19 protein-coding genes are annotated in these 17,812 nt (G+C 70.8%); 18 read left to right on the forward strand and 1 reads right to left on the reverse strand.

The features are described from left to right. Positions 1-9 precede the first annotated feature (9 nt). Entirely contained in the window at positions 10-738 is a 729-nt protein-coding gene (locus K8638_RS14690) for a MotA/TolQ/ExbB proton channel family protein (protein WP_223755142.1), read from the reverse strand. Between the two features lie 43 nt (positions 739-781). Here K8638_RS14690 and K8638_RS14695 point away from each other — a divergent pair, with 43 nt between their 5' ends. The 18 genes from K8638_RS14695 to cpaB all read left to right on the forward strand — a co-directional run bounded on the left by K8638_RS14695 (position 782) and on the right by cpaB (position 17,806). Beyond that, positions 782-1,633, forward strand: coding sequence for a DUF4292 domain-containing protein (locus K8638_RS14695; RefSeq protein ID WP_223755143.1), 852 nt, complete (start codon positions 782-784; stop codon positions 1,631-1,633). Between the two features lie 61 nt (positions 1,634-1,694). After that, entirely contained in the window at positions 1,695-2,447 is a 753-nt protein-coding gene (locus K8638_RS14700) for a general secretion pathway protein GspE (RefSeq protein ID WP_223755144.1), read from the forward strand. 9 nt (positions 2,448-2,456) lie between these two features. Further along, positions 2,457-3,473 carry a general secretion pathway protein GspE gene (locus K8638_RS14705; protein ID WP_223755145.1) on the forward strand — a complete coding sequence of 339 codons (1,017 nt, stop codon included), beginning with the start codon at positions 2,457-2,459 and terminating at the stop codon, positions 3,471-3,473. Then, positions 3,470-4,498 carry an ABC transporter ATP-binding protein gene (locus tag K8638_RS14710; protein ID WP_223755146.1) on the forward strand — a complete coding sequence of 343 codons (1,029 nt, stop codon included), beginning with the start codon at positions 3,470-3,472 and terminating at the stop codon, positions 4,496-4,498. The genes K8638_RS14705 and K8638_RS14710 overlap by 4 nt, the downstream gene beginning before the upstream one ends. Further along, on the forward strand, positions 4,495-5,547 hold the full coding sequence (locus K8638_RS14715; RefSeq protein WP_223755147.1) for an ABC transporter ATP-binding protein: 1,053 nt from the start codon (positions 4,495-4,497) through the stop codon (positions 5,545-5,547). Before K8638_RS14710 ends, K8638_RS14715 begins: the two co-directional genes overlap by 4 nt. After that, on the forward strand, positions 5,516-5,923 hold the full coding sequence (locus tag K8638_RS14720; protein ID WP_223755148.1) for a DUF2085 domain-containing protein: 408 nt from the start codon (positions 5,516-5,518) through the stop codon (positions 5,921-5,923). Before K8638_RS14715 ends, K8638_RS14720 begins: the two co-directional genes overlap by 32 nt. 80 nt (positions 5,924-6,003) lie before the next feature. Beyond that, entirely contained in the window at positions 6,004-6,636 is a 633-nt protein-coding gene (locus tag K8638_RS14725) for an RNA polymerase sigma factor (protein WP_223755149.1), read from the forward strand. Beyond that, positions 6,633-8,159 (forward strand): zf-HC2 domain-containing protein, encoded by a 1,527-nt coding sequence (locus K8638_RS14730; RefSeq protein WP_223755150.1) that lies wholly within the window; start codon positions 6,633-6,635, stop codon positions 8,157-8,159. The genes K8638_RS14725 and K8638_RS14730 overlap by 4 nt, the downstream gene beginning before the upstream one ends. Positions 8,160-8,262: 103 nt before the next feature. Beyond that, positions 8,263-9,252, forward strand: coding sequence for a TadE/TadG family type IV pilus assembly protein (locus K8638_RS14735; RefSeq protein ID WP_223755151.1), 990 nt, complete (start codon positions 8,263-8,265; stop codon positions 9,250-9,252). 15 nt (positions 9,253-9,267) lie between these two features. Further along, complete coding sequence (locus K8638_RS14740; RefSeq protein ID WP_223755152.1) at positions 9,268-11,358, forward strand: TadE/TadG family type IV pilus assembly protein; 2,091 nt, start codon at positions 9,268-9,270, stop codon at positions 11,356-11,358. A gap of 15 nt (positions 11,359-11,373) precedes the next feature. Further along, the gene (locus K8638_RS14745) at positions 11,374-12,540 is read left to right on the forward strand and encodes a TadE/TadG family type IV pilus assembly protein (protein WP_223755153.1); all 1,167 of its coding nucleotides are present in this window, start codon (positions 11,374-11,376) and stop codon (positions 12,538-12,540) included. 25 nt (positions 12,541-12,565) lie between these two features. Then, positions 12,566-13,312, forward strand: coding sequence for a hypothetical protein (locus K8638_RS14750; protein WP_223755154.1), 747 nt, complete (start codon positions 12,566-12,568; stop codon positions 13,310-13,312). Next, positions 13,309-14,124: a hypothetical protein gene (locus K8638_RS14755; protein ID WP_223755155.1), complete on the forward strand. Its 816-nt coding sequence runs from the start codon at positions 13,309-13,311 to the stop codon at positions 14,122-14,124. Before K8638_RS14750 ends, K8638_RS14755 begins: the two co-directional genes overlap by 4 nt. Further along, positions 14,121-14,357 carry a hypothetical protein gene (locus K8638_RS14760; protein WP_223755156.1) on the forward strand — a complete coding sequence of 79 codons (237 nt, stop codon included), beginning with the start codon at positions 14,121-14,123 and terminating at the stop codon, positions 14,355-14,357. The genes K8638_RS14755 and K8638_RS14760 overlap by 4 nt, the downstream gene beginning before the upstream one ends. A gap of 8 nt (positions 14,358-14,365) precedes the next feature. Next, positions 14,366-15,097 (forward strand): hypothetical protein, encoded by a 732-nt coding sequence (locus K8638_RS14765; RefSeq protein WP_223755157.1) that lies wholly within the window; start codon positions 14,366-14,368, stop codon positions 15,095-15,097. Between the two features lie 117 nt (positions 15,098-15,214). Continuing rightward, positions 15,215-15,928, forward strand: coding sequence for a hypothetical protein (locus K8638_RS14770; protein WP_223755158.1), 714 nt, complete (start codon positions 15,215-15,217; stop codon positions 15,926-15,928). Positions 15,929-16,094: 166 nt separating this feature from the next. Continuing rightward, positions 16,095-16,802, forward strand: coding sequence for a hypothetical protein (locus tag K8638_RS14775; RefSeq protein WP_223755159.1), 708 nt, complete (start codon positions 16,095-16,097; stop codon positions 16,800-16,802). A 188-nt stretch (positions 16,803-16,990) separates the two neighbouring features. Then, positions 16,991-17,806 carry a Flp pilus assembly protein CpaB gene (cpaB, locus tag K8638_RS14780; protein ID WP_223755160.1) on the forward strand — a complete coding sequence of 272 codons (816 nt, stop codon included), beginning with the start codon at positions 16,991-16,993 and terminating at the stop codon, positions 17,804-17,806. The last annotated feature ends 6 nt before the right edge of the window (positions 17,807-17,812 follow it).

Here is a 17,812-nt window from a genome sequence, read left to right on the forward strand (position 1 = left end):
CCTCCGGGCTCAGGCGGGCTTCGGGTCCGGGCGCGTCCCGGCGGGCGGCGGGGACTCGCGGGTGGGGGAGGGCTCGGCGGGGGCGGGGGCGGCCGAGGCGCGCTCCTTGAGCAGCTCCACGAACTCGTCGCCCAGCAGGCGCAGCTCCACCAGCACGCGCGACAGGCGGGCCTGGAAGTAGTTGTAGAAGACCATCGCCTGCACGGCGACGAGGATGCCCACGGCGGTGGCCACGAGCGCCTCGGAGATGCCCGTCATCACCGCCGCGCTGCCGCCGGTGCCGCCGGCCTCCACGTCCAGGCCCAGGTCCTTGAACGAGCGCATGATGCCCGCCACGGTGCCGAACAGGCCCACGAAGGGGGTGATGGAGCCGATGGTGGCGAGCATCCAGAGGTTGCGGCGCAGCTTGAGGCCCACCTGGGCGCGCTCGCGCTCCACCGCGGCCTCCACGCCCGCGCCCCCGGAGGCCCGGGAGCGCTCCAGCCGGTCGAAGCCGGCGAGGAAGATGTCGGCGACCACCACGTCCGAGCGCTCGGCGGCGGTGCGGGCCGCGGCGACGTCGCCGCGCAGCAGGTGCTTGTTGATCGTCTCGCCCAGGATGCGGGAGCGCTCGCTGACCCCCCACAGCGCGATGAGCCGCTCGACGGCGACAATCAGCGCGGCGACGGACGCCAGCAGCAGCAGGGCCAGGGTGACGCCACCCAGGCGGAGGTAATGGAGGATGTCGTTCAGGCTCATTGGTGGGTGACCAGGCAGGGCGGCATGGCCCAGACTAGGAGATATGAACCGCGCAGCCGCCGCAATCTTCCTGGCAGTCCTCTGTTCTGCCTGCCCCAAGCGAATCGAGTTCGGCCCGGAGGGCGAGCTCACCGACGCCCAGGCCGTCTACCAGCGCGTCAAGGAGAACCAGGACAACATCGTGTCCCTGGAGGGTGATGCGAAGCTGCGCGTCGAATCTCCCCAGGCGAGCGGCACGCTCAGCATGTTCGTGGCCATCACCCGGCCGGCCCTGCTGCACTTCGAGACGTTCGATTTCTTCAACCGTCCGCTCGCCTCCCTGGCGTCGGATGGAAGACGCTTCGGGCTGTACCAGTCCGAGACGAACACCTGGTACCAGGGGCCGGCGAGCGCGGAGAACGTGTCGCGCTTCCTGCCGGTGGTGCTGCCGGGCGAGGAGCTGGTGGCCATCATGCTCGGCCAGGTGCCGCTCATTCCCCCGGAGCGGATGACACTGGAGCTGGACCGCGACAAGGGCGCCTACGTGCTGACCCTGTACCGGGGGCCGGCCACGCAGGTGCTCCAGGTCCACACGAAATACCTCCGCGTGCTGAAGAGCCAGGTGCGCGGCATCCCCGGGTACGACCTGTCCTTCGATGACTTCCTGGAGAAGGGCTCCGTCATCTTCCCCGGGAAGGTGGAGCTGGTGGCCGAGCAGGCCGCCACGAAGCTCCAGGTGCGCTATCAGCAGATTTCCCTCAACGGACGGCCGGACCTCACCCTGTACGAGCTGGTCGTGCCCGAGGGGGCCAAGGTGGTGGAGGTGGACGAGCGGGGCCGGGAGCTGCCGGCCGGAAGCGCCGTGCCACCGGAGCCCCCGGTGTCGTCCTCGCCTCATGCGGTGCCGGGTTCCTGAGCGGGCAGGCGCGGAAGAAGGGGCGCCGACGTCCGAGTCGATCTAGAGTGGCCCCCACGACATGGCACAGATCAAGCTCGGTGAACTGCTGATCAAGGCGAACGTTCTGCAGGAGAGCCAGCTCAAGGCCGCGCTCGCCGAACAGGCGAAGTGGGGCGGAAAGCTGGGCGAAATCCTGGTCAGGATGAGCCTCGTCTCCGAGGACATCCTGGTGCGCGCGCTGTCCAAGCAGCTCGGGATGCCGGCGGTGAACCTGGACGCGGTGCAGATGGTGCCGCCGCACGTCAAGGCGAAGATTTCCTCGCAGATGGCGCGGGACTTCTCCGTGCTGCCGCTTCAGCTGCGAGACGAGGGCAAGACGCTGGTGGTGGCGATGTCCGACCCGCTCAACGTGCGGATGCTGGACGAGCTGCGCGCCGTCACCAAGTGCCGCATCGTCCCCAACGTGGCGGGCCGCAGCTCCATTGCCCGCGCCTTCTCGCGCATCTACGAGGCGAACGCGGAGCTGGAGGACGCGGACACCAACTTCAAGGTGGTGGACGCCCAGGGCCGCACGGTGGTGAAGAACCTGAAGGACCTGGACCCGGCCGCCGCCGTGGCGACCGCCCCCGCGCCCAAGCCCGCGCCCGCCGCCACGCGCCCGAGCACGGAGACTCCCGCCGTGCGCCCGTCCAGCGGCAGCCCCGCGGACCTGCTGCGCAGCGTGGAGGAGGTGCAGCGCAAGGAGGTCGCCGCCCTCAAGGCGATGGTCGAGCTGCTCATCGAGAAGGGTGTGTTCTCTCGCGAGGAGTACCTCGCCAAGGTCAAGCGGTAGTCCTGCCCCATGCGCAAGAAGATTGGCGAGCTGCTCATCGCGGCCGGAGTGGTGACCGAGGAGCAGGTACGGGCGGCGCTCGGGCGCCGCGGGGCCCCCGGCAGCCAGAAGCTGGGCGAGGTGCTGATGTCCCAGGGGCTGTGCACGCCCACGGACATCGCCCGCGCCCTGGCGACCCAGCACGGCCTGCCCTTCACGGAGCTGCCCGAGGACATCCCCCCCGCCGTCACCGCGCTGGTGTCCCTGGACTTCCAGGCCGAGCACCGGGTGATGCCCTTCCGGCTGGAGGTGGAGGGCCGCAGCGAGCGCATCCACGTCGCGGTGGAGGACCCGGGCGACCTGACGCTGGTGGACGAGCTGCGCTTCCAGCTCCGCAAGCAGGTGCGCGTCTTCGTCGTCGCCTCGGACGACCTGGACACCGCCCTGGCGCGCGCCCGCGGCGAGCCGCTGGACATCGTGGAGGCCGAGCCCCTGGACGAGGAGCCGCCCGTGACGGCCGGCGCGTCGCTGGAGTGGGACTTCCCCGAGGCTCCGAAGCCCCCGCCGAAGCCCGCGCCCCCGCCGTCTCCCGCCAAGGCCGCGCCGCGCGGGCAGGCCACGCCGCCGCCCCCGCCGGGCACCGACGTGCTGGATGACCTGCTGGGAGTGAAGCCCGCGGCCCCGGCCCGGCCTCCGCCGCCGCCCGTGCCGGATGACCTGCTGGACGTGCAGCCCTCGGCTCCGGCCCGGCCTCCGCCCGTGCCGGACGGGGACGGGGCGGGGGGCAAGCCTCGCGTGCCGGTGGTGATGTTCGGCGGCGCCGCGCAGGGCTCGAAGCCGTCGGTGCCGCTCACGCCGGCGCCTCAGTTCTCCGACGAGGACCTGGCCGTCCTGGACGACATCGAGCGCATCTCCCGGGGCGACGAGGCCACGCTGGACACGGAGAAGGTGAAGCCGGCCCGCATGGTGGCGAGCCTCATCCGGCTGCTCATCCGCAAGGGCCTCATCCAGGAAGTGGAGTTCCTGGAGGAGCTGGCCCGGAAGTGACGGCCGCCGCCGTGCAGCCCGCCGCCGAGGGGCCCCTGCTGGACGTGCGGGGGCTCACCGCCGAGCTGTCCTTGGAGGGAGGGCCGGTGCGCGCCGTGGACGGCGTGTCCTTCACGGTGCCCCCGGGCGGCACGCTGGGCGTGGTGGGGGAGAGCGGCTGCGGCAAGAGCCTCACCGCCCTGTCCGTGCTGCGGCTCGCCCCCCAGCCTCCGGTGCGCGTGGTGGGCGGCGAGGTGCTCTTCCAGGGGCGGGACTTGCTCGAGCTGCCCGAGGCCGAGCTGCGGCGCGTGCGCGGGCGCCACGCGGCCATGGTCTTCCAGGAGCCGATGACGTCGCTCAACCCCGTCTTCACCGTGGGGGAACAGATTGGCGAGGGCGTGCGGCTGCACCTGGGCGCGTCGCGCTCGCAGGCGCGCGAGCGGGCGGTGGAGATGCTGCGGCAGGTGGGCATCCCCGCCCCCGGCGAGCGCGTGGACGCGTACCCGCACCAGCTCTCCGGCGGCATGCGGCAGCGGGTGATGATCGCCATGGCGCTGGCGTGTGACCCCGCGCTCCTCATCGCCGACGAGCCCACCACCGCGCTGGACGTCACCATCCAGGCCCAGATTCTGGACCTGCTCAAGCGGCTCCAGGCCGAGCGCCGCATGGCGGTGATGCTGATTACGCACGACCTGGGCGTGGTGGCGGAGAGCTGTGACACCGTGGTGGTGATGTACGCCGGCCGCGTGGTGGAGCGCGCTCCGGTGCGTGAGCTGTTCTCCCGGCCGGCGCACCCGTACACCGCGGGCCTGCTGCGCTCCATTCCCTCCTTGCAGGTGGCGACGGGGGAGGGCGGCGCCGCGTCCCGCCGGAGGCTCCAGGCCATTCCCGGCATGGTGCCCTCGCTGCGCAAGCCGCCCTCCGGCTGCGCCTTCCGCGACAGGTGCGACCGCGCGCTGGAGGTGTGCGCGCGCGTGGTGCCGCCGCTGGAGCCCCAGCGCGGCGGGCAGCTCGCCGCCTGCCACAACCCGGTGCCCGCGCCATGACGTCCGGGCCGCTGCTCCAGGTGAGAGACCTCAAGGTCCACTTCCCCGTGCGCGGGGGGCTGCTGGGCCGCGCGCGCGGCGCGGTGAAGGCCGTGGACGGCGTGGGCTTCGACGTGGTCCGCGGGGAGACGCTCGGGCTGGTGGGGGAGAGCGGCTGTGGCAAGAGCACCCTGGGCCGCGCGCTGCTGCGGCTGGTGGAGCCCACGGCCGGCTCCATCCGCTTCGACGGGCAGGAGCTGACCGGCCAGTCCCAGCGCCGGCTGAGGCCGCTGCGCCGGCGCATGCAGCTCGTCTTCCAGGACCCGTACGCCTCGCTCAACCCCCGCATGACGGTGCGGGACATCCTGGCCGAGCCCTTCGCCATCCACGGCCTGGCGCGCGGGAAGGGCGAGCGGGAGCGCGAGGTGGCCGCCCTGGTGGACGCCATGGGCCTGCCCCGCGAGGCCCTGGAGCGCTACCCCCACGAGTTCTCCGGCGGACAGCGCCAGCGCATCGGCATTGCAAGGGCCATCGCGTTGCGTCCGGACCTGGTGGTGGCCGACGAGCCCATCAGCGCGCTGGACGTGTCCATCCAGGCGCAGATCGTCAACCTCCTGGTGGACCTGCAGCGCGAGCGCGGCCTCACCTACGTCTTCATCGCGCACGACCTGAAAATCGTCGAGTACGTCTCCACCCGGGTGGCCGTCATGTACCTGGGCCGCATCGTCGAGCTGGCGCCCGCCGCCGGCCTCTACCGGCGCCCCCGCCACCCGTACACGCAGGCGCTCCTGTCCGCCGTGCCGGTGCCGGACCCGGGCCACGCGCGAACCCGCCTGCTGGTGCCGGGCGAGCCGCCGTCCCCGCTGAACCCGCCGGCCGGGTGCGCCTTCCACCCGCGCTGCCCCCACGCCATGGAGCGCTGCCGGCGCGAGACGCCGCCGCTGTACCCGCTCGGCTCGGGACACTCGGCCGCTTGTTTTCTCGCGGAGGGAGACTCCCGGGAGGTCTCCTCCGCCCCCACCTCTGGAGGTGAGTCCGGTGTTCTGGCTCAGCCACCATCACCCGGATGAGTACAACCGCACCTACGTGCTGGGCGGGGTGCGGATATGCGCGCGCTGCCTGGGCACGTACCCGGTGATGCTGGCGGCGCTGACGGGCCTCTTCGCCCTGCGCGCACCGCTCCACTGGAGGTGGGACGTGCCGGTGGTGCTCGCCCTCACCCTGCCGGCGCTGGTGGACTGGGCCGTGGGCCGCTTCCGCCCGGCTTCCGGCTCCAATGCCGTGCGCACGCTCACCGGGGTGCTGCTGGGGCTGGCGCTCGCCCGCTCGCTCCATGTCCACGTCCAGCGGCCCCTCCCGACGGTGCTGCTGGCCCAGGCCGCCCTCGTGACAGCCGTGGCGGTCCCTGTCATTCTCGCCACTTACCGGAGACCACGCCCGGAGTAGACCTTCGCGGCCCGTCGCGCGTTATGACGGCACGGGTTGAGGAGGGGTCGGGTGTCGGGTGCTCCAGGAGAGACGGGGGAGTGTTGGGACCGGAGACCTCAGACGAGCGGCTGATGCTCGCCTTCCAGGCGGGGGACGCGCGCGCGTTCGAGGCGTTGGTGCGCAAGCACCGTACGCCGGTGTTCAACTTCGTCCTGCGATTCGTCGGGCACCGGGCACGGGCGGAGGACGTGCTGCAGGAGACGTGGCTGAAGGTGGTACGGAGCGCCGGCGAATACACGCCCAAGGCGAAGTTCACGACCTGGCTCTACACAATCGCGAGGAACCTCTGCGTGGACAGCGCGCGCAAAGAGAGCTACCGCCAGGCGTCATCCCTGGAGGCCCCCTCCGCGGGGGCGGATGGGGAGGAGGGGCGTCCGCTGGGCGAGGGGCTGCCGGACCCGGGGGCCAGCCCCGAGCGCGGCGCGTACAACGCCCGCCTGAGGCCGCTGCTGGAGCGTGCCCTGGCGGCCCTTCCGGAGGAGCAGCGAGAAGTGTTCATCCTGCGTGAGTACAGCGGCATCCCCTTCAAGGACATCGCTGAGGTGACGGGCGTGTCCGAGAACACGGTGAAGAGCCGGATGCGCTACGCGCTCGACGGGTTGCGGCGACGCCTGGGGGAGATGGGCGTGGACGGCGACCTCGCCGACGATGGAAGGACGGTGACGGGATGAATCCGCAGAACCTCCATGCGCACGAGGACCGGCTCCTCGACTTCGCCTATGGCGAGCTGCCCGTCCCCGAGGCCCGGGTGGTGGAGGCGCACCTGCAGGGCTGCGCCCGCTGCACCCAGGCCCTGCGCGACATCCGAGGCGTGCGCGCCACCATGTCCCAGCTCTCCCAGGAGCCCGCGCCGGACGCCGGCCTGGAGTCGCTGATGGCGTACGCGGCGCAGGCCGCGCGCCGTGCCGCGGCAGGCCCCGCGCCCAAACCGTCGCGCTGGCGCCGCTGGCTGCTGCCCGTGGTGGGCCTGGCCTCGGTGACCACCTTCGGCATCCTCGCCGTGCAGGCGGTGGACCTCTCGCTGACGGAGCCCAGCTTGAAAGAGGCCTCGGTGGCGCAGGAGAAGGGGGTCCCGGTCCCGCCCTCGGGGGCCGTGCCTGCCGCCGTGCCCGTGGCGCCGGCTCCGGCCGCGCCCCCCGAGCCCGCCGCCCCGAAGGAGTTGCTCATGGCGCAGCAGGGCACGTCCGAGAAGGACGCGCCCGCGCAGGCGGTGGAGTCCGGCAAGGGCGAGGGCGCCGGGAGTCAGGCGGGGCACGCCCAGGGTGGGCTCGACGACGGCAGCGGGGGGACGATGGACAACCGCCCCGTGCCGGAAGCGAAGGCGAAGCAGGCCAGCGTCCGGGGTGGCACGGCGCGCGCGCGGGGCGACCTGGGCAAGGCGATGACGGCGAAGGCGCCCGCTCCCTCGAAGTCCGCTCCGGCCAGGAAGGCCGACCGGGACGAGGAGTCCATGGCCCTGGCGGAGCCCGTCACGTCCGGGGCCGTGCCCTCGAAGAAGACGGATTTCATGAGCGACAAGCTGAAGCTGGGGGGCACGCCCCCGGCGATGGAGCTCGCCGCCGACGAGGCCGAGGACGCTGACGGACTCACCGCGCCCGCGCCCGATGAAGAGCTCGCTCCGGCCCGGGCCGTGGGCTCCGTGGCCGTCGCATCGGGGCCGCCCGCCGCCATGGCGGAGCCCTCCGCTCCCATGGCGGCCCCCGCGACCCGCCGCGCGGAGGCCCCTTCGAAGAGCGAAGCGGAGCTGGACGCCCCGGCGGCCGAGCGCCGCGCTTCCGTGGCGGCCTCCGTCGACACGGAGGCTCCCAGGAAGAAGGCGCGGAAGCCCGAGAGCGCCGCGGCAATGCCCCCGCCGTCTCCCCAGATGGCGGTGGCCCGGGAGCCGGGACTCTCCGTCTCGGAGCTGTCTCGGCAGGCGCTGGCCGCGAAGCGCGATGGGAACCGCGGCCTGGAGGCGCGCCTGCTGGACCAGGCGCTGAAGGCCGGCCCGTCCCCTACCGAGCGCTGGGACCTCCTCAACCGGCTGTGTGACGCGCGGTTCGCGCTCGAACACCGGGCGGCGGGAGAGGACGCCTGCATGCAGGTCCTTGCCGAGGCTCCGGCCTCCAGCCCCGCCGCCAGGGCGGCCCGCAGCCGGCTCTCCAGGGAGGGCATCCGCCAGGAGGCCCCCGCGGCCTCGCAGCCCGCGCAGTAGCGGTGCGCGGTTTCTGAGCAAATGGGGCCGTGGGGAGCGCCGGCCCCGCCTCTGTCCATTTGACCGATGCGTTCTGGTGGATTCCCACCAGATAATGGCCACCATGGGACAGGCAGCACAGGCATGGCGGGCGAGGGGGGCGTCTGGCCGGCAGTCGGGTCAGGCCGCGGTGGAGGCGGCGATGATCATGCCGCTGACCGTCTTCATGACGCTGGGAATCATCCAGCTCACCATGATGCAGCACGCGAAGCTGATGACCGAGTACGCCGCGTACCAGGCGGCGCGGGCCGGCATCGTGTGGAACGGCAACAACGAGCGCATGCACGACGCGGCCATCGTCGCGCTCCTGCCCACCATGGGCGCCACCAACGACCTGGAGAACCTGGGCAAGACGTTCGCCCTGCACCTCGTCTACGACAAGGGCCTGACGGCGCTGAACTTCGGCGGCGGCGTGGTGCCCCGCACCCTCAACGGCTCCAACCTCTTCGGGCAGGTCCGGGTGGATACCATCAGCCCGGCGTACTTCACGCCCATCGACACCATCTGGAAGCTGCGCAGCGGCTTCAACTGGCAGGAGCTGGACTTCGACGGGGCGGACAGCTTCCCGGAAGTGCCGGCGCTGGAGACCCACATCCGCAAGTTCTTCAACCTGCCGGAGCCGGATGACGCGGAGCTCGTCTTCCGCAAGTCCACGCGGCTCACCATCCGCCTGCGCTACTGGTACGAGCTGCGGGTGCCCTTCGCGAACTGGATCATCTTCACCTCGTGGTTCGCCTCCAACGCGGGCGTGGCCCTGCACGGCGCCATCGACCGGGCCACGCTGGACCCGCGCGCCAACATCATGGCCGACGGGAACCTGGACGCGCTGGCCGCCGCGTCCGTGAAGGGCATGCGGCACGAGAAGGGCTACGACTCCGTCTACCCGCTGGAGATGGCGGTGCTCTGGGGGCTGGCCACCGGCAGCATCCCACTGGTCTCCGAGCTCACGGGCCGCCGCTACTTCATCCCGCTGACGGCCACGCACACCATGCGCATGCAGTCCAACTTCCACCGGAAGTGGATCATGCACCTCAACCCCGACTGGGGCCTGTAAGGGGCGGCACCGACCATGTTCACCCGGACCCTCCGACAGAGCTTCCGCCGCCAGGAAGGCCAGGCCCTGGTGCTGGCCGCGCTGATGATGCTGGTCATGTCCGTCGCCGTGCTGACCACCGTCAACATCGGCCACACGGTGCATGAGCGCATCCGCCTGCAGAACACGGCGGACTCGGCCGCCTACTCCATGGCCGCCATGGAGGCGCGCGCGTTCAACTTCTACGCGTACGCCAACCGCACGCAGGTGTCCCACTACGTCTCGGCGATGCTGTGGCAGTCCCTGCTGTCACTCATCTACTTCACCGAGGCGTTCCTGGCGGACACCTACGGGTTCATGAAGACGTTGAACCCATGCGTGGGGAAACAGAACGCCTTCTGGAAGGTCGCCTGTCCCATCCTGAAATTGATACCCGTGGTGGGGCAGGTGCTGAAGGTCATCGAGACGGCGATCAACGCCTGGCGCACCGTGGTGCTGCTCTTCCACAACATGATACGCGGGCTCAACCCGGACAAGCTCGTGGGGAAGTTCATCATCCCCACGCACTGGGTGCTCAACAGCGTCCTGTTCTTCGCGTCGCAGGCGGTGATGATGTCCGCGTCCACGCACGTGCTCCAGACGACGGACACGGTGATCGCCGACAACGACAAGAACATCAACTCGCTCTTCAGTCAGGGCATCACCGGCGCCATCAGCCAGTGCCTCTTCGACCAGGCGCACATGGAGGAGGCGGGAGGCCGCCCCCTGAGCACGCCGCGCAACCCGTTCGAGCCCATCAATCCGGAGGCGTGGCGTCACACGGAGAAGGAGGCGCGCGCCAAGCGCGCCATGGGAGGCATCTCCAACGGTACCCGCTATGCCTGTGACACGTCGGGCGGGCTGGCCATCGGCGGCATGTCGCTGCTGGAGTGCCAGGAGAAGTTCATCACCTCGCGCCGCCTGGGAGACCTCATCCCCCTGCCGAGCTGGCTGGGCATCATCGGCGAGTGGCTCAACAACGAGGTGGACATCCCCCTCGTCTTCCAGTTCGGCAAGCTGGGGCAGACGCGCCTGCTGACGTACAACAACCCCAACCGCGACAAGGTGACGGCGCCGCGCAAGCCCCGCAACTTCATCCGCGACTGGAGGGAGGGCATCGCCCCGTCGCTGGCCAGCATGGCCCAGGGCGACAACATGGGCTCGGATGACCTCTACTGGATGAAGTTCGGTCCGGAGAGCTTCGGTCCGTTCACCAACCCCCTGGCGTGCAAGGACGACGAGCGGGACGTCACCCGGTGCTGGGGCGACCCGCGCAAGGGGCTGGAGGACGGCAACGCCGTCAAGATGCCCTACAAGCACATGATGAAGACGAGCATCTGGGCGATGAATGCGTCTGAAGGCTCGTTCCGCGACGGCGGCGTGCACTGGCGCGTGCACCCCCAGACGCTCCCCACGGGAGACGGGAGCTGGCGCACCCACCGGAGGCCCCGCGGCCCGGACGGGGATGTCGGCGTCACTCGGACCAAGGTCTGCGCCATGCCCGGCGGCGCCTGCTTCCTCGGCATCGGCGAGATGGACGTCTACACCGCCAACGTGCACGCCGCGGAGGACGGCAACCACCCGTGGAAGGGCGTCATCCCCTTCATGCACTTCGAGCCCGGCCAGTTCGAGGGCGTGTGCGGCCGCACGGCGGGCGCGGGCGCCGCCCCGCGCTACAGGTTCGACTTCAACCAGCCTTCCACGTGGGTGGCGCTCAACAAGAGCCCGGACGAAATCATCAACAGGGACCTCAAGGAGAAGGAGGCCGGCACCAACGCGCCCGCGCTCCTGAACCCGGACGGGAAGATCCGCTTCGGCTTCGCCGAGGAGAACGACGACCTCGAGATGAAGAACAACCGCAAGAAGTTCCTGTCCTTCTCCGAGGGCCTCAACGTCATCACCCGCGGGCAGACGTACTACCACCGGCCCGGCAACTGGACGGAGCACCCCAACTTCTTCAACCCCTACTGGCGGCCGCGCCTGGCGTCCGTGTTCCAGGGCCGCCACAACCTCCCGCTGGTGGGCGAGCTGAATGACCGCCTGCCGGGCCCGATGAAGGGCCTCGCGCCGAAGATCATCACCCACTGAGCCGGAGTCCCGCCGATGAGCCTGACACGACAGCGCAAGGCCCTTCGCCGCGGCGCGGCCACCGTCGAGTTCGCAGTCGCCGTCCCGCTGCTGGTCACCATCCTCCTCTTCAGCATGTACCTGACGGAGCTGGTGCGCGCGAAGCTGAAGCTCCTGGAGATGGCGCGCTACGCCACCTGGGAGATGACCAGCTACACCCTGAGCGACTTCGGCAAGGCGGACCACGACGCCGCCTTCGAGGACGCGAAGCGCGAGGCCCTGGACGAGGTGCGTGAGCGCTTCCGGGACATGGACTCGGTGGAGAGCAACGCCCCCGCGGGGACCTTCATCGCCCGCTACACGGACATCCAGGCGGACCTCGTCAACAAGGAGGTGCCCTTCATCGAGGCGGGGCTGGTGCTGGGCCACTCCGGCGACGGTTATGCCGACTCCATCCTCGGCGCGGTGAACGGCGGTGCCAACGGGCTGCTGGGCTTCTGGAAGTTCAACACCAAGGGCTGGGTGGAGTCGCGGGTGGGGATGCGCTTCCAGAACGCCATCCTCCCGCGCAGCTACCTGGACGAGACGGGCGGGCAGGGGGGCTTCTTCAAGGAGAACATGTTCGGCGGCAGGGACCTCAACAGCCTGCAGCTCAACACCCACCACTCCATGTACGCCACGGGGTGGAACCTGCCGGACGGCAGCGACGCCATCATCAAGGGCCGGCGCTCCGGCGCGCACACCGGGGGCGACGACCCCCACGGCCTCTACGTGCAGGTCAACCGGATGACCTTCCTGGGCGTCAAGGAGCGCATCGAGAGCTCGCCCCTCGGCGCCGTCCTCGACTTCTTCAAGGCCTTCTCGCCCGCCTTCCTGGGGACCTTCGTCGTCTCCAAGAACTACGGCTTGCCGGACACGCTGAACTGCGTTGGCATCAACACCTTCCCCGCGGGGGCCGCGCACGGCCTGCAGGACCAGATGACGAACGACAAGGAGCTGCTCGACTTCGAGCGGCCCCAGTGCTTCGACACCGCGCCGTTCCGGGACAACGAGCTGGCGGACTCGCAGTACATCAAGATCTTCGAGGCACGCGGTGAGCACTTCATGGGCTGCAAGAACCCGCAGGCCGAGGACCCGTCCGCACCCACCAGCACCGAGGCGACCCAGGGTGACAAGAACGAGGACATCATCAACTGCGAGTAGGGCGGTCGCCCGGCTCGGCCTGCTGGTGCTTCTGGGGGCGTCCGCCGCCCACGCCCAGCAGGAGCTGCCCGTCTACCCGGGCACGGTGCACACGCGCATCGGCAACGACCTGGTCATCGCGGGCGAGTACTACCGCATGGCGTACTTCACCACCGGCGACTCGCTGCTGAAGGTGGCGGACTACTTCACGAAGCACTGGCGCTCCCAGGGCTACCCCACCGCGGTGGATGGGGACCTGGAGAACGAGGCGGTGGTGTCCGCCCTCTACACGCGCGAGGGGCTCCAGCGCGGGGTGGTGCTGCGCCGGCACCTGGGCAAGACGGTGGGCTTCACCGTGCTGAGGGACTTGTGGGTGAGCGCGCCCCGGAACCCGGCCCCCGGCCTGGTGAAGCTGGAGGGCATGCTGTACAGCCAGGACCTGGCCACCCGGGACGCGCCCGGCAGCTCGCAGAACCGCTCCTCGCTGGTGCGGGGCAGCCTGGAGGAGGTGCGCCAGCGCGTCAGCGACGAGCTGACGAAGCAGGGCTACGCGCCGGTGCGCCAGGCGGCCATGAAGCTGGGCGGCGAGACGCAGCTCACCCTGGAGCATGCCCGGAAGGGCGAGCAGGTGCTCACGACGCTGCGGCCCGTGGAGGAAGGGCTGACGGCCATGGTACAGATGTGGGTGGGCTCGGACCGGCCCGACGGCATGCCCAACAACATCGCCGTGCAGGAGAGCCGCCAGGAGCACCAGCGCTCGAAGCAGACGCCCCGGGAGGGCAAGACGCCGTGAAGACCTTCGCCACGTGTTGGGTGCTCGCCGCGCTGCTCGTCGCGGCTCCGGCCCGCGCGGCGGGAGGGCCTCCGCCCGCGATGAAGGCCCTGATGGACCACATGGCCCGGGGCGCGCGGGCCTCCAAGGTCGGCGACTGGGTCACCTACCGGATGGATGGGGGCGGCGCGCGTGTGCACTACTGGCGCATGGCCGTCGTCGGGCAGGAGAAGGACCGGTACGAGCGGGACGCGGTGTGGCTGGAGGTGGAGTTCGGAACGCACCCCGCCATGCGCTCGCCGCTGGGGCAGATGAAGATGCTGGTGGCCCTGGGGGAGGAGCACCCGGCCCGGCACGCCATCACCCGCCTCATCGCCTCCGCGGGCTACGGCAAGCCGCAGGAGTATTCGCAGGAGGCGCTGGAGCACGTGCTGACGGAGCAGCGCAACCGGAAGACGGAGGACGACGAACCCCGGCCGTCCGCTCCGCCCAGGGGTCCCCCGCCCACGCCGGTGGTGCGCGCCGGCAAGGAGGCGCGGCTGATGACCCACGCGGGCACCGTCACCGCCGTGCCGGTGGAGGTCGTGCTTCGCTCCACCGTCCTCAAGCGCATGTGGATGAGCCGGGAGATTCCCGTCATCCAGCTCGCGAAGATAGAGATTCCCGGCATCGGCCAGTCGATGGAGGTCGCGGAGTACGGCGTGGATGCGAAGTCCCGCATCCGCATGCCCCTGCCGAACGAGCCGCAGATCCGCATGGAGTACGCGGAGCAGAAGTTCGCCAACCTCCCCTGGGCACAGGCGGAGGACGAAGCCGAAGAGGAGAGCCCATGACGCCGACTCCCAGGTCGAAGCCGCAGCGCTCCACCCGCCGCGCCGCGCGGGGCCAGGCCATGGTGGAGTACTCCATCCTCAACTGGGTCCTCGTCGTGGCGCTCGTCGTCGGCGCCTCGGTGAGGATTCGCTGGACGGAGGACAAGCAGTCCAACGTCATCGACCTCTTCATGGAGGCCTACCAAGTCTATTACGACTCGTTCTACTTCGTGCTCAACCTGCCGTTCCCATGACGGCGGGAGTGCGGGGCAGGGCAGGGGACACGTCCCCCTGGGGACTGAGGCTGGTGCACGCGGGCGTCTTCCTCGCCCTGGCCGCGGTGCCGCTGGGCGCCGCCTTCCCCGAGTGGCGGCACGTGCTGGGCGCGCTGTCGCGGCCCTTCCACGCCGGTGAGCCTCCACGGTGGCTGTTGCTCGTGGCCTCGGTGTCCGCGGCGGTGGGCGCCGCGCGGCTGCTCGTGGGGCTGGCGGGGCGCCGCTCCGCGCCGCTGTGGGCCTCCGCGGCGGTGCTCGCGGGCGTGGCGGTGACGCTCGCCACCGGCCGGACGCCACCGGCCGAGCGCTCCGAGCAGCGGGCCAACCTGGCCTTCCTCGCCTCCGCCCGGAGCGTCCACCTGGAGATGGTGCGCCAGCTTCAGGACAGCGCCGAGGTGCCGGTGGAGCCGGGCCCGTGGCAGGCCGCGCTCGAGCGGGCCTGGCGCGAAGACGCGCGGGTGAGGGACCGGGCCTTCCAGCCGGTGCCGCCGCGCGTGGTGCGCGTCGCGGAGCCGGAGGCGCGGGCCGAGCGGGCCGTCCCGGGAGACCTCTGGCTCTTCGTCACCCCGGACGGCGTCTCCTTCTCCCTGCGCGTCGTGGGCCTGGAGGCGGGCCAGCCGGTGCTGCTGCGCGACGACACCGGCGGGCCGCTCGTCCTCCGGGGCCTCTTCAATCCCGACCTGCCAGACGCGGAGCCCTCCGCTCCGCTGCTCCCTTGACGCGGCCCCGCCAGCGGGGTTGCCTGGGCAAGCAGGCTCGGCAAGGCTCCGGGTTCACGTTGACCCGGCGGGGCCCCCACGAGGGAGTCCCGCTGGCTGCTCGAGGGAGAAGCGCACATGGCAAAGGCGCGGTGGACGTGGCTGGTGGTTGCGGCCGCCCTGGCGGGGGTGGCGGGTTGTGAGGACGGCGGCAAGGACCCGGACGGCAACACGCCGGACGCGGGGGGCACGGCTTCGGGGGCACAGCCCGGCTTCGGCAAGGACCGGCGCCAGCCGACGGGGAAGCCCCTGACGCTGCCGGCGGGGGTGCAGGTGGTGTCGGGCACCCTGCCGGGCGCGGATGATGACGGCCGGTGCGGGGACCCGGAGCTGGAGCCGGTGGGCAGCGGCTTCATGGTGCGCGCCTGCCTGGAGATGACCAACACCACCGGAGGCCCCGTCCAGGTGACCTTCCCCCCGGGCCTCGTCATCGTCTCCACGTCGGAGACGTACCAGAACGGCATGCTGGTGGAGCGCGTCGTGGTGGAGGTGCCGCCCACGCCCCCGGGCCCTGGCGGCGCCGATGCCGGCACCCCGGACCCCGTCCCCGTGAAGATTCCCCTCCACCTCTACTGCATCAACGAGAACGCCGGGCCGTCCGCGCCGAGCGTGCGCTACACGCTGGGGCCCGTCACGGACCACCCCCAGATGCGGGAGGTGTTCACCTTCCTGGAGGGGAAGGACGTCGCGGGTGACGGCAACCGGGTGGAGGTCGTCCAGGAGGCCATCTACAGCATCACCGAGGACTCCGGGCTGACCGAGGACGACCGGGCGGCCCTCCGGGATTTGTAGTCCGCTCCGGCACCCGCCTCCCCGGGCGCGGCGCCCCCTTCCGGCGGCCCGGACTCGCTCCGGAAACTCCGGGGTTGCCCGGGACCCGGGACTCGGCGAGTCTCGGGACACCTCATGACGCGGCGGCCCAGGGCCGGAAGGGGCCGCCCTCGGACAGGAGTGCGCAATGGCGCATGTGGCCTGGAAGTGGCTGGTGGTCGCGGCAGGAGTCGGAGTGGGGGTATTGGCGTGCGGCGACGACGATGACGACGGTAACGGGAACCCCACCGGTGAGGGGACGAACGTGGTGCGGCCCGGCATGGGCGAGGACGAGGGCGAGCCGCGCGGCAAGCCGCTCAACCTGCCCGCGGGCATCGTCATCAGCGGCGACCTGTACGGCGCCAACGACATCACGGACGACTGTGGCAAGCAGGAGCCCGGCAACGGCTCCGGCGAGTACGTGCGGGTCTGCGTGCCGCTGCGTAACACCACCGGCGGGCCGATACAGGTGGAGTTTCCTCCCGGGCTGACGCTCATCACCCGCTCCGAGGGCTACCAGAACGGCCTGCTCGTGGAGCGCGTGGTGGTGGAGGTGCCGCCCACGCCCGGCGGCCCCGGGGGCCTGCCGGACGGCGGCCCGGACCCGGACGCCTATGTGGTGCCCCTCTTCACCTACTGCCTCAACGAGGAGCGCACCCCCAGTGACACGGGCACCCCGTACAAGCTGGGCAACGTCACGGACGACGCCGCCATCACCGAATTGCTCGGCCTGGTGAAGGGCAAGAACATCGACACCGACGACGAGGTGGACGCGGTGCAGCACGCCATCTACAGCATCACCGAGCGCACCGGCCTGACGTCGAGGGACCGCGCCGACCTCGCGGACATCAAGTAGGACCGGGACGGTTGTCCTGGAATGGCGCGGGATACAGAGCTGTCACGAGAGGTGGTTTTGACACCCGGTGTATCCCACGGCTAACATCCCGCGCCATTCTGGCCAGTTGTGCCATCTTGTATTCAAACACCCCCTCTGGACTGCCACGCCGCCGAACGGCGCCCCCCCGTTTTGGAGGTTCCTGAACCATGCTGAAGGGCAAGACTCCGCTCGTCGTCGCGCTCGTGCTGGGCCTGCTGGCCGGCGTCATCGCGTATTCCGCCATCAAGAAGAAGGAGGCGGACGTCCGCCGCGGATGGAACCTGGTGCCGGTGGTGGTGGCCGCGCAGGACATCCCCGAGGGCACCGTCATCACCTTCGAGATGATCTCCCAGCGCTCGGTGCCGGAGCAGTTCGTCACCTCGTCGGTGGTGCGTCCGGACTCGGCGTCCTACGTGGTGAACCAGAAGGTGCTGGTCGCGCTGCAGGCGGGTGATCCGCTGCTGTGGAGCCAGTTCGAGACGACGAAGGCGGCCGAGCGCCTGTCCTCGAAGGTGCAGAAGAAGGCGCGCGCCATCACCATCGAGGCGAAGAACACCACGTCGGTGGGCGGGTGGATCCGCCCCAACGACAAGGTGGACGTCATCGGGACGTTCCGGGATCCGCAGACGGACGAGAGCGTGGCGGTGACGCTCCTGCAGAACGTCATCGTGGTGGCCACGGGCAAGATCACCGGTACCACCAACGTGAACCTCATCCCCGAGGGCCAGCGCGAGTACAACAACATCTCGCTGATGGTGCTGCCGGAGGAGGCGGAAATCCTCGTCCTGGCGACGGAGCTGGGCCAGCTCACGCTCACCCTGCGCAACGAGGACGACGTGGACCTCATCGAGGAGCGTGGCCGCGCCACCATCAGCACGCTGCTGTCGGGCGAGCGCACCCGCGTGCTGGAGCAGAAGCGCCGGGAGATCATCCAGATCATCAAGGGCGGCGGCGAGAAGGCCGCGGGCGCCGGCGTGCCGTAGCGGCGC

Source organism: Myxococcus sp. RHSTA-1-4 (genome assembly GCF_020037125.1).
Taxonomy (GTDB): Bacteria; Myxococcota; Myxococcia; order Myxococcales; family Myxococcaceae; genus Myxococcus.

What these genes read in the sequence shown, in the direction of transcription:
- K8638_RS14690 (WP_223755142.1), bottom strand. Translation starts at nt 738, where the DNA reads ATGAGCCTGAACGACATCCTCCATTACCTCCGCCTGGGTGGCGTCACC.
- K8638_RS14695 (WP_223755143.1), top strand. Translation starts at nt 782, where the DNA reads ATGAACCGCGCAGCCGCCGCAATCTTCCTGGCAGTCCTCTGTTCTGCC.
- K8638_RS14700 (WP_223755144.1), top strand. Translation starts at nt 1,695, where the DNA reads ATGGCACAGATCAAGCTCGGTGAACTGCTGATCAAGGCGAACGTTCTG.
- K8638_RS14705 (WP_223755145.1), top strand. Translation starts at nt 2,457, where the DNA reads ATGCGCAAGAAGATTGGCGAGCTGCTCATCGCGGCCGGAGTGGTGACC.
- K8638_RS14715 (WP_223755147.1), top strand. Translation starts at nt 4,495, where the DNA reads ATGACGTCCGGGCCGCTGCTCCAGGTGAGAGACCTCAAGGTCCACTTC.
- K8638_RS14730 (WP_223755150.1), top strand. Translation starts at nt 6,633, where the DNA reads ATGAATCCGCAGAACCTCCATGCGCACGAGGACCGGCTCCTCGACTTC.
- K8638_RS14735 (WP_223755151.1), top strand. Translation starts at nt 8,263, where the DNA reads ATGGGACAGGCAGCACAGGCATGGCGGGCGAGGGGGGCGTCTGGCCGG.
- K8638_RS14740 (WP_223755152.1), top strand. Translation starts at nt 9,268, where the DNA reads ATGTTCACCCGGACCCTCCGACAGAGCTTCCGCCGCCAGGAAGGCCAG.
- K8638_RS14745 (WP_223755153.1), top strand. Translation starts at nt 11,374, where the DNA reads ATGAGCCTGACACGACAGCGCAAGGCCCTTCGCCGCGGCGCGGCCACC.
- K8638_RS14760 (WP_223755156.1), top strand. Translation starts at nt 14,121, where the DNA reads ATGACGCCGACTCCCAGGTCGAAGCCGCAGCGCTCCACCCGCCGCGCC.
- K8638_RS14770 (WP_223755158.1), top strand. Translation starts at nt 15,215, where the DNA reads ATGGCAAAGGCGCGGTGGACGTGGCTGGTGGTTGCGGCCGCCCTGGCG.
- K8638_RS14775 (WP_223755159.1), top strand. Translation starts at nt 16,095, where the DNA reads ATGGCGCATGTGGCCTGGAAGTGGCTGGTGGTCGCGGCAGGAGTCGGA.
- cpaB (WP_223755160.1), top strand. Translation starts at nt 16,991, where the DNA reads ATGCTGAAGGGCAAGACTCCGCTCGTCGTCGCGCTCGTGCTGGGCCTG.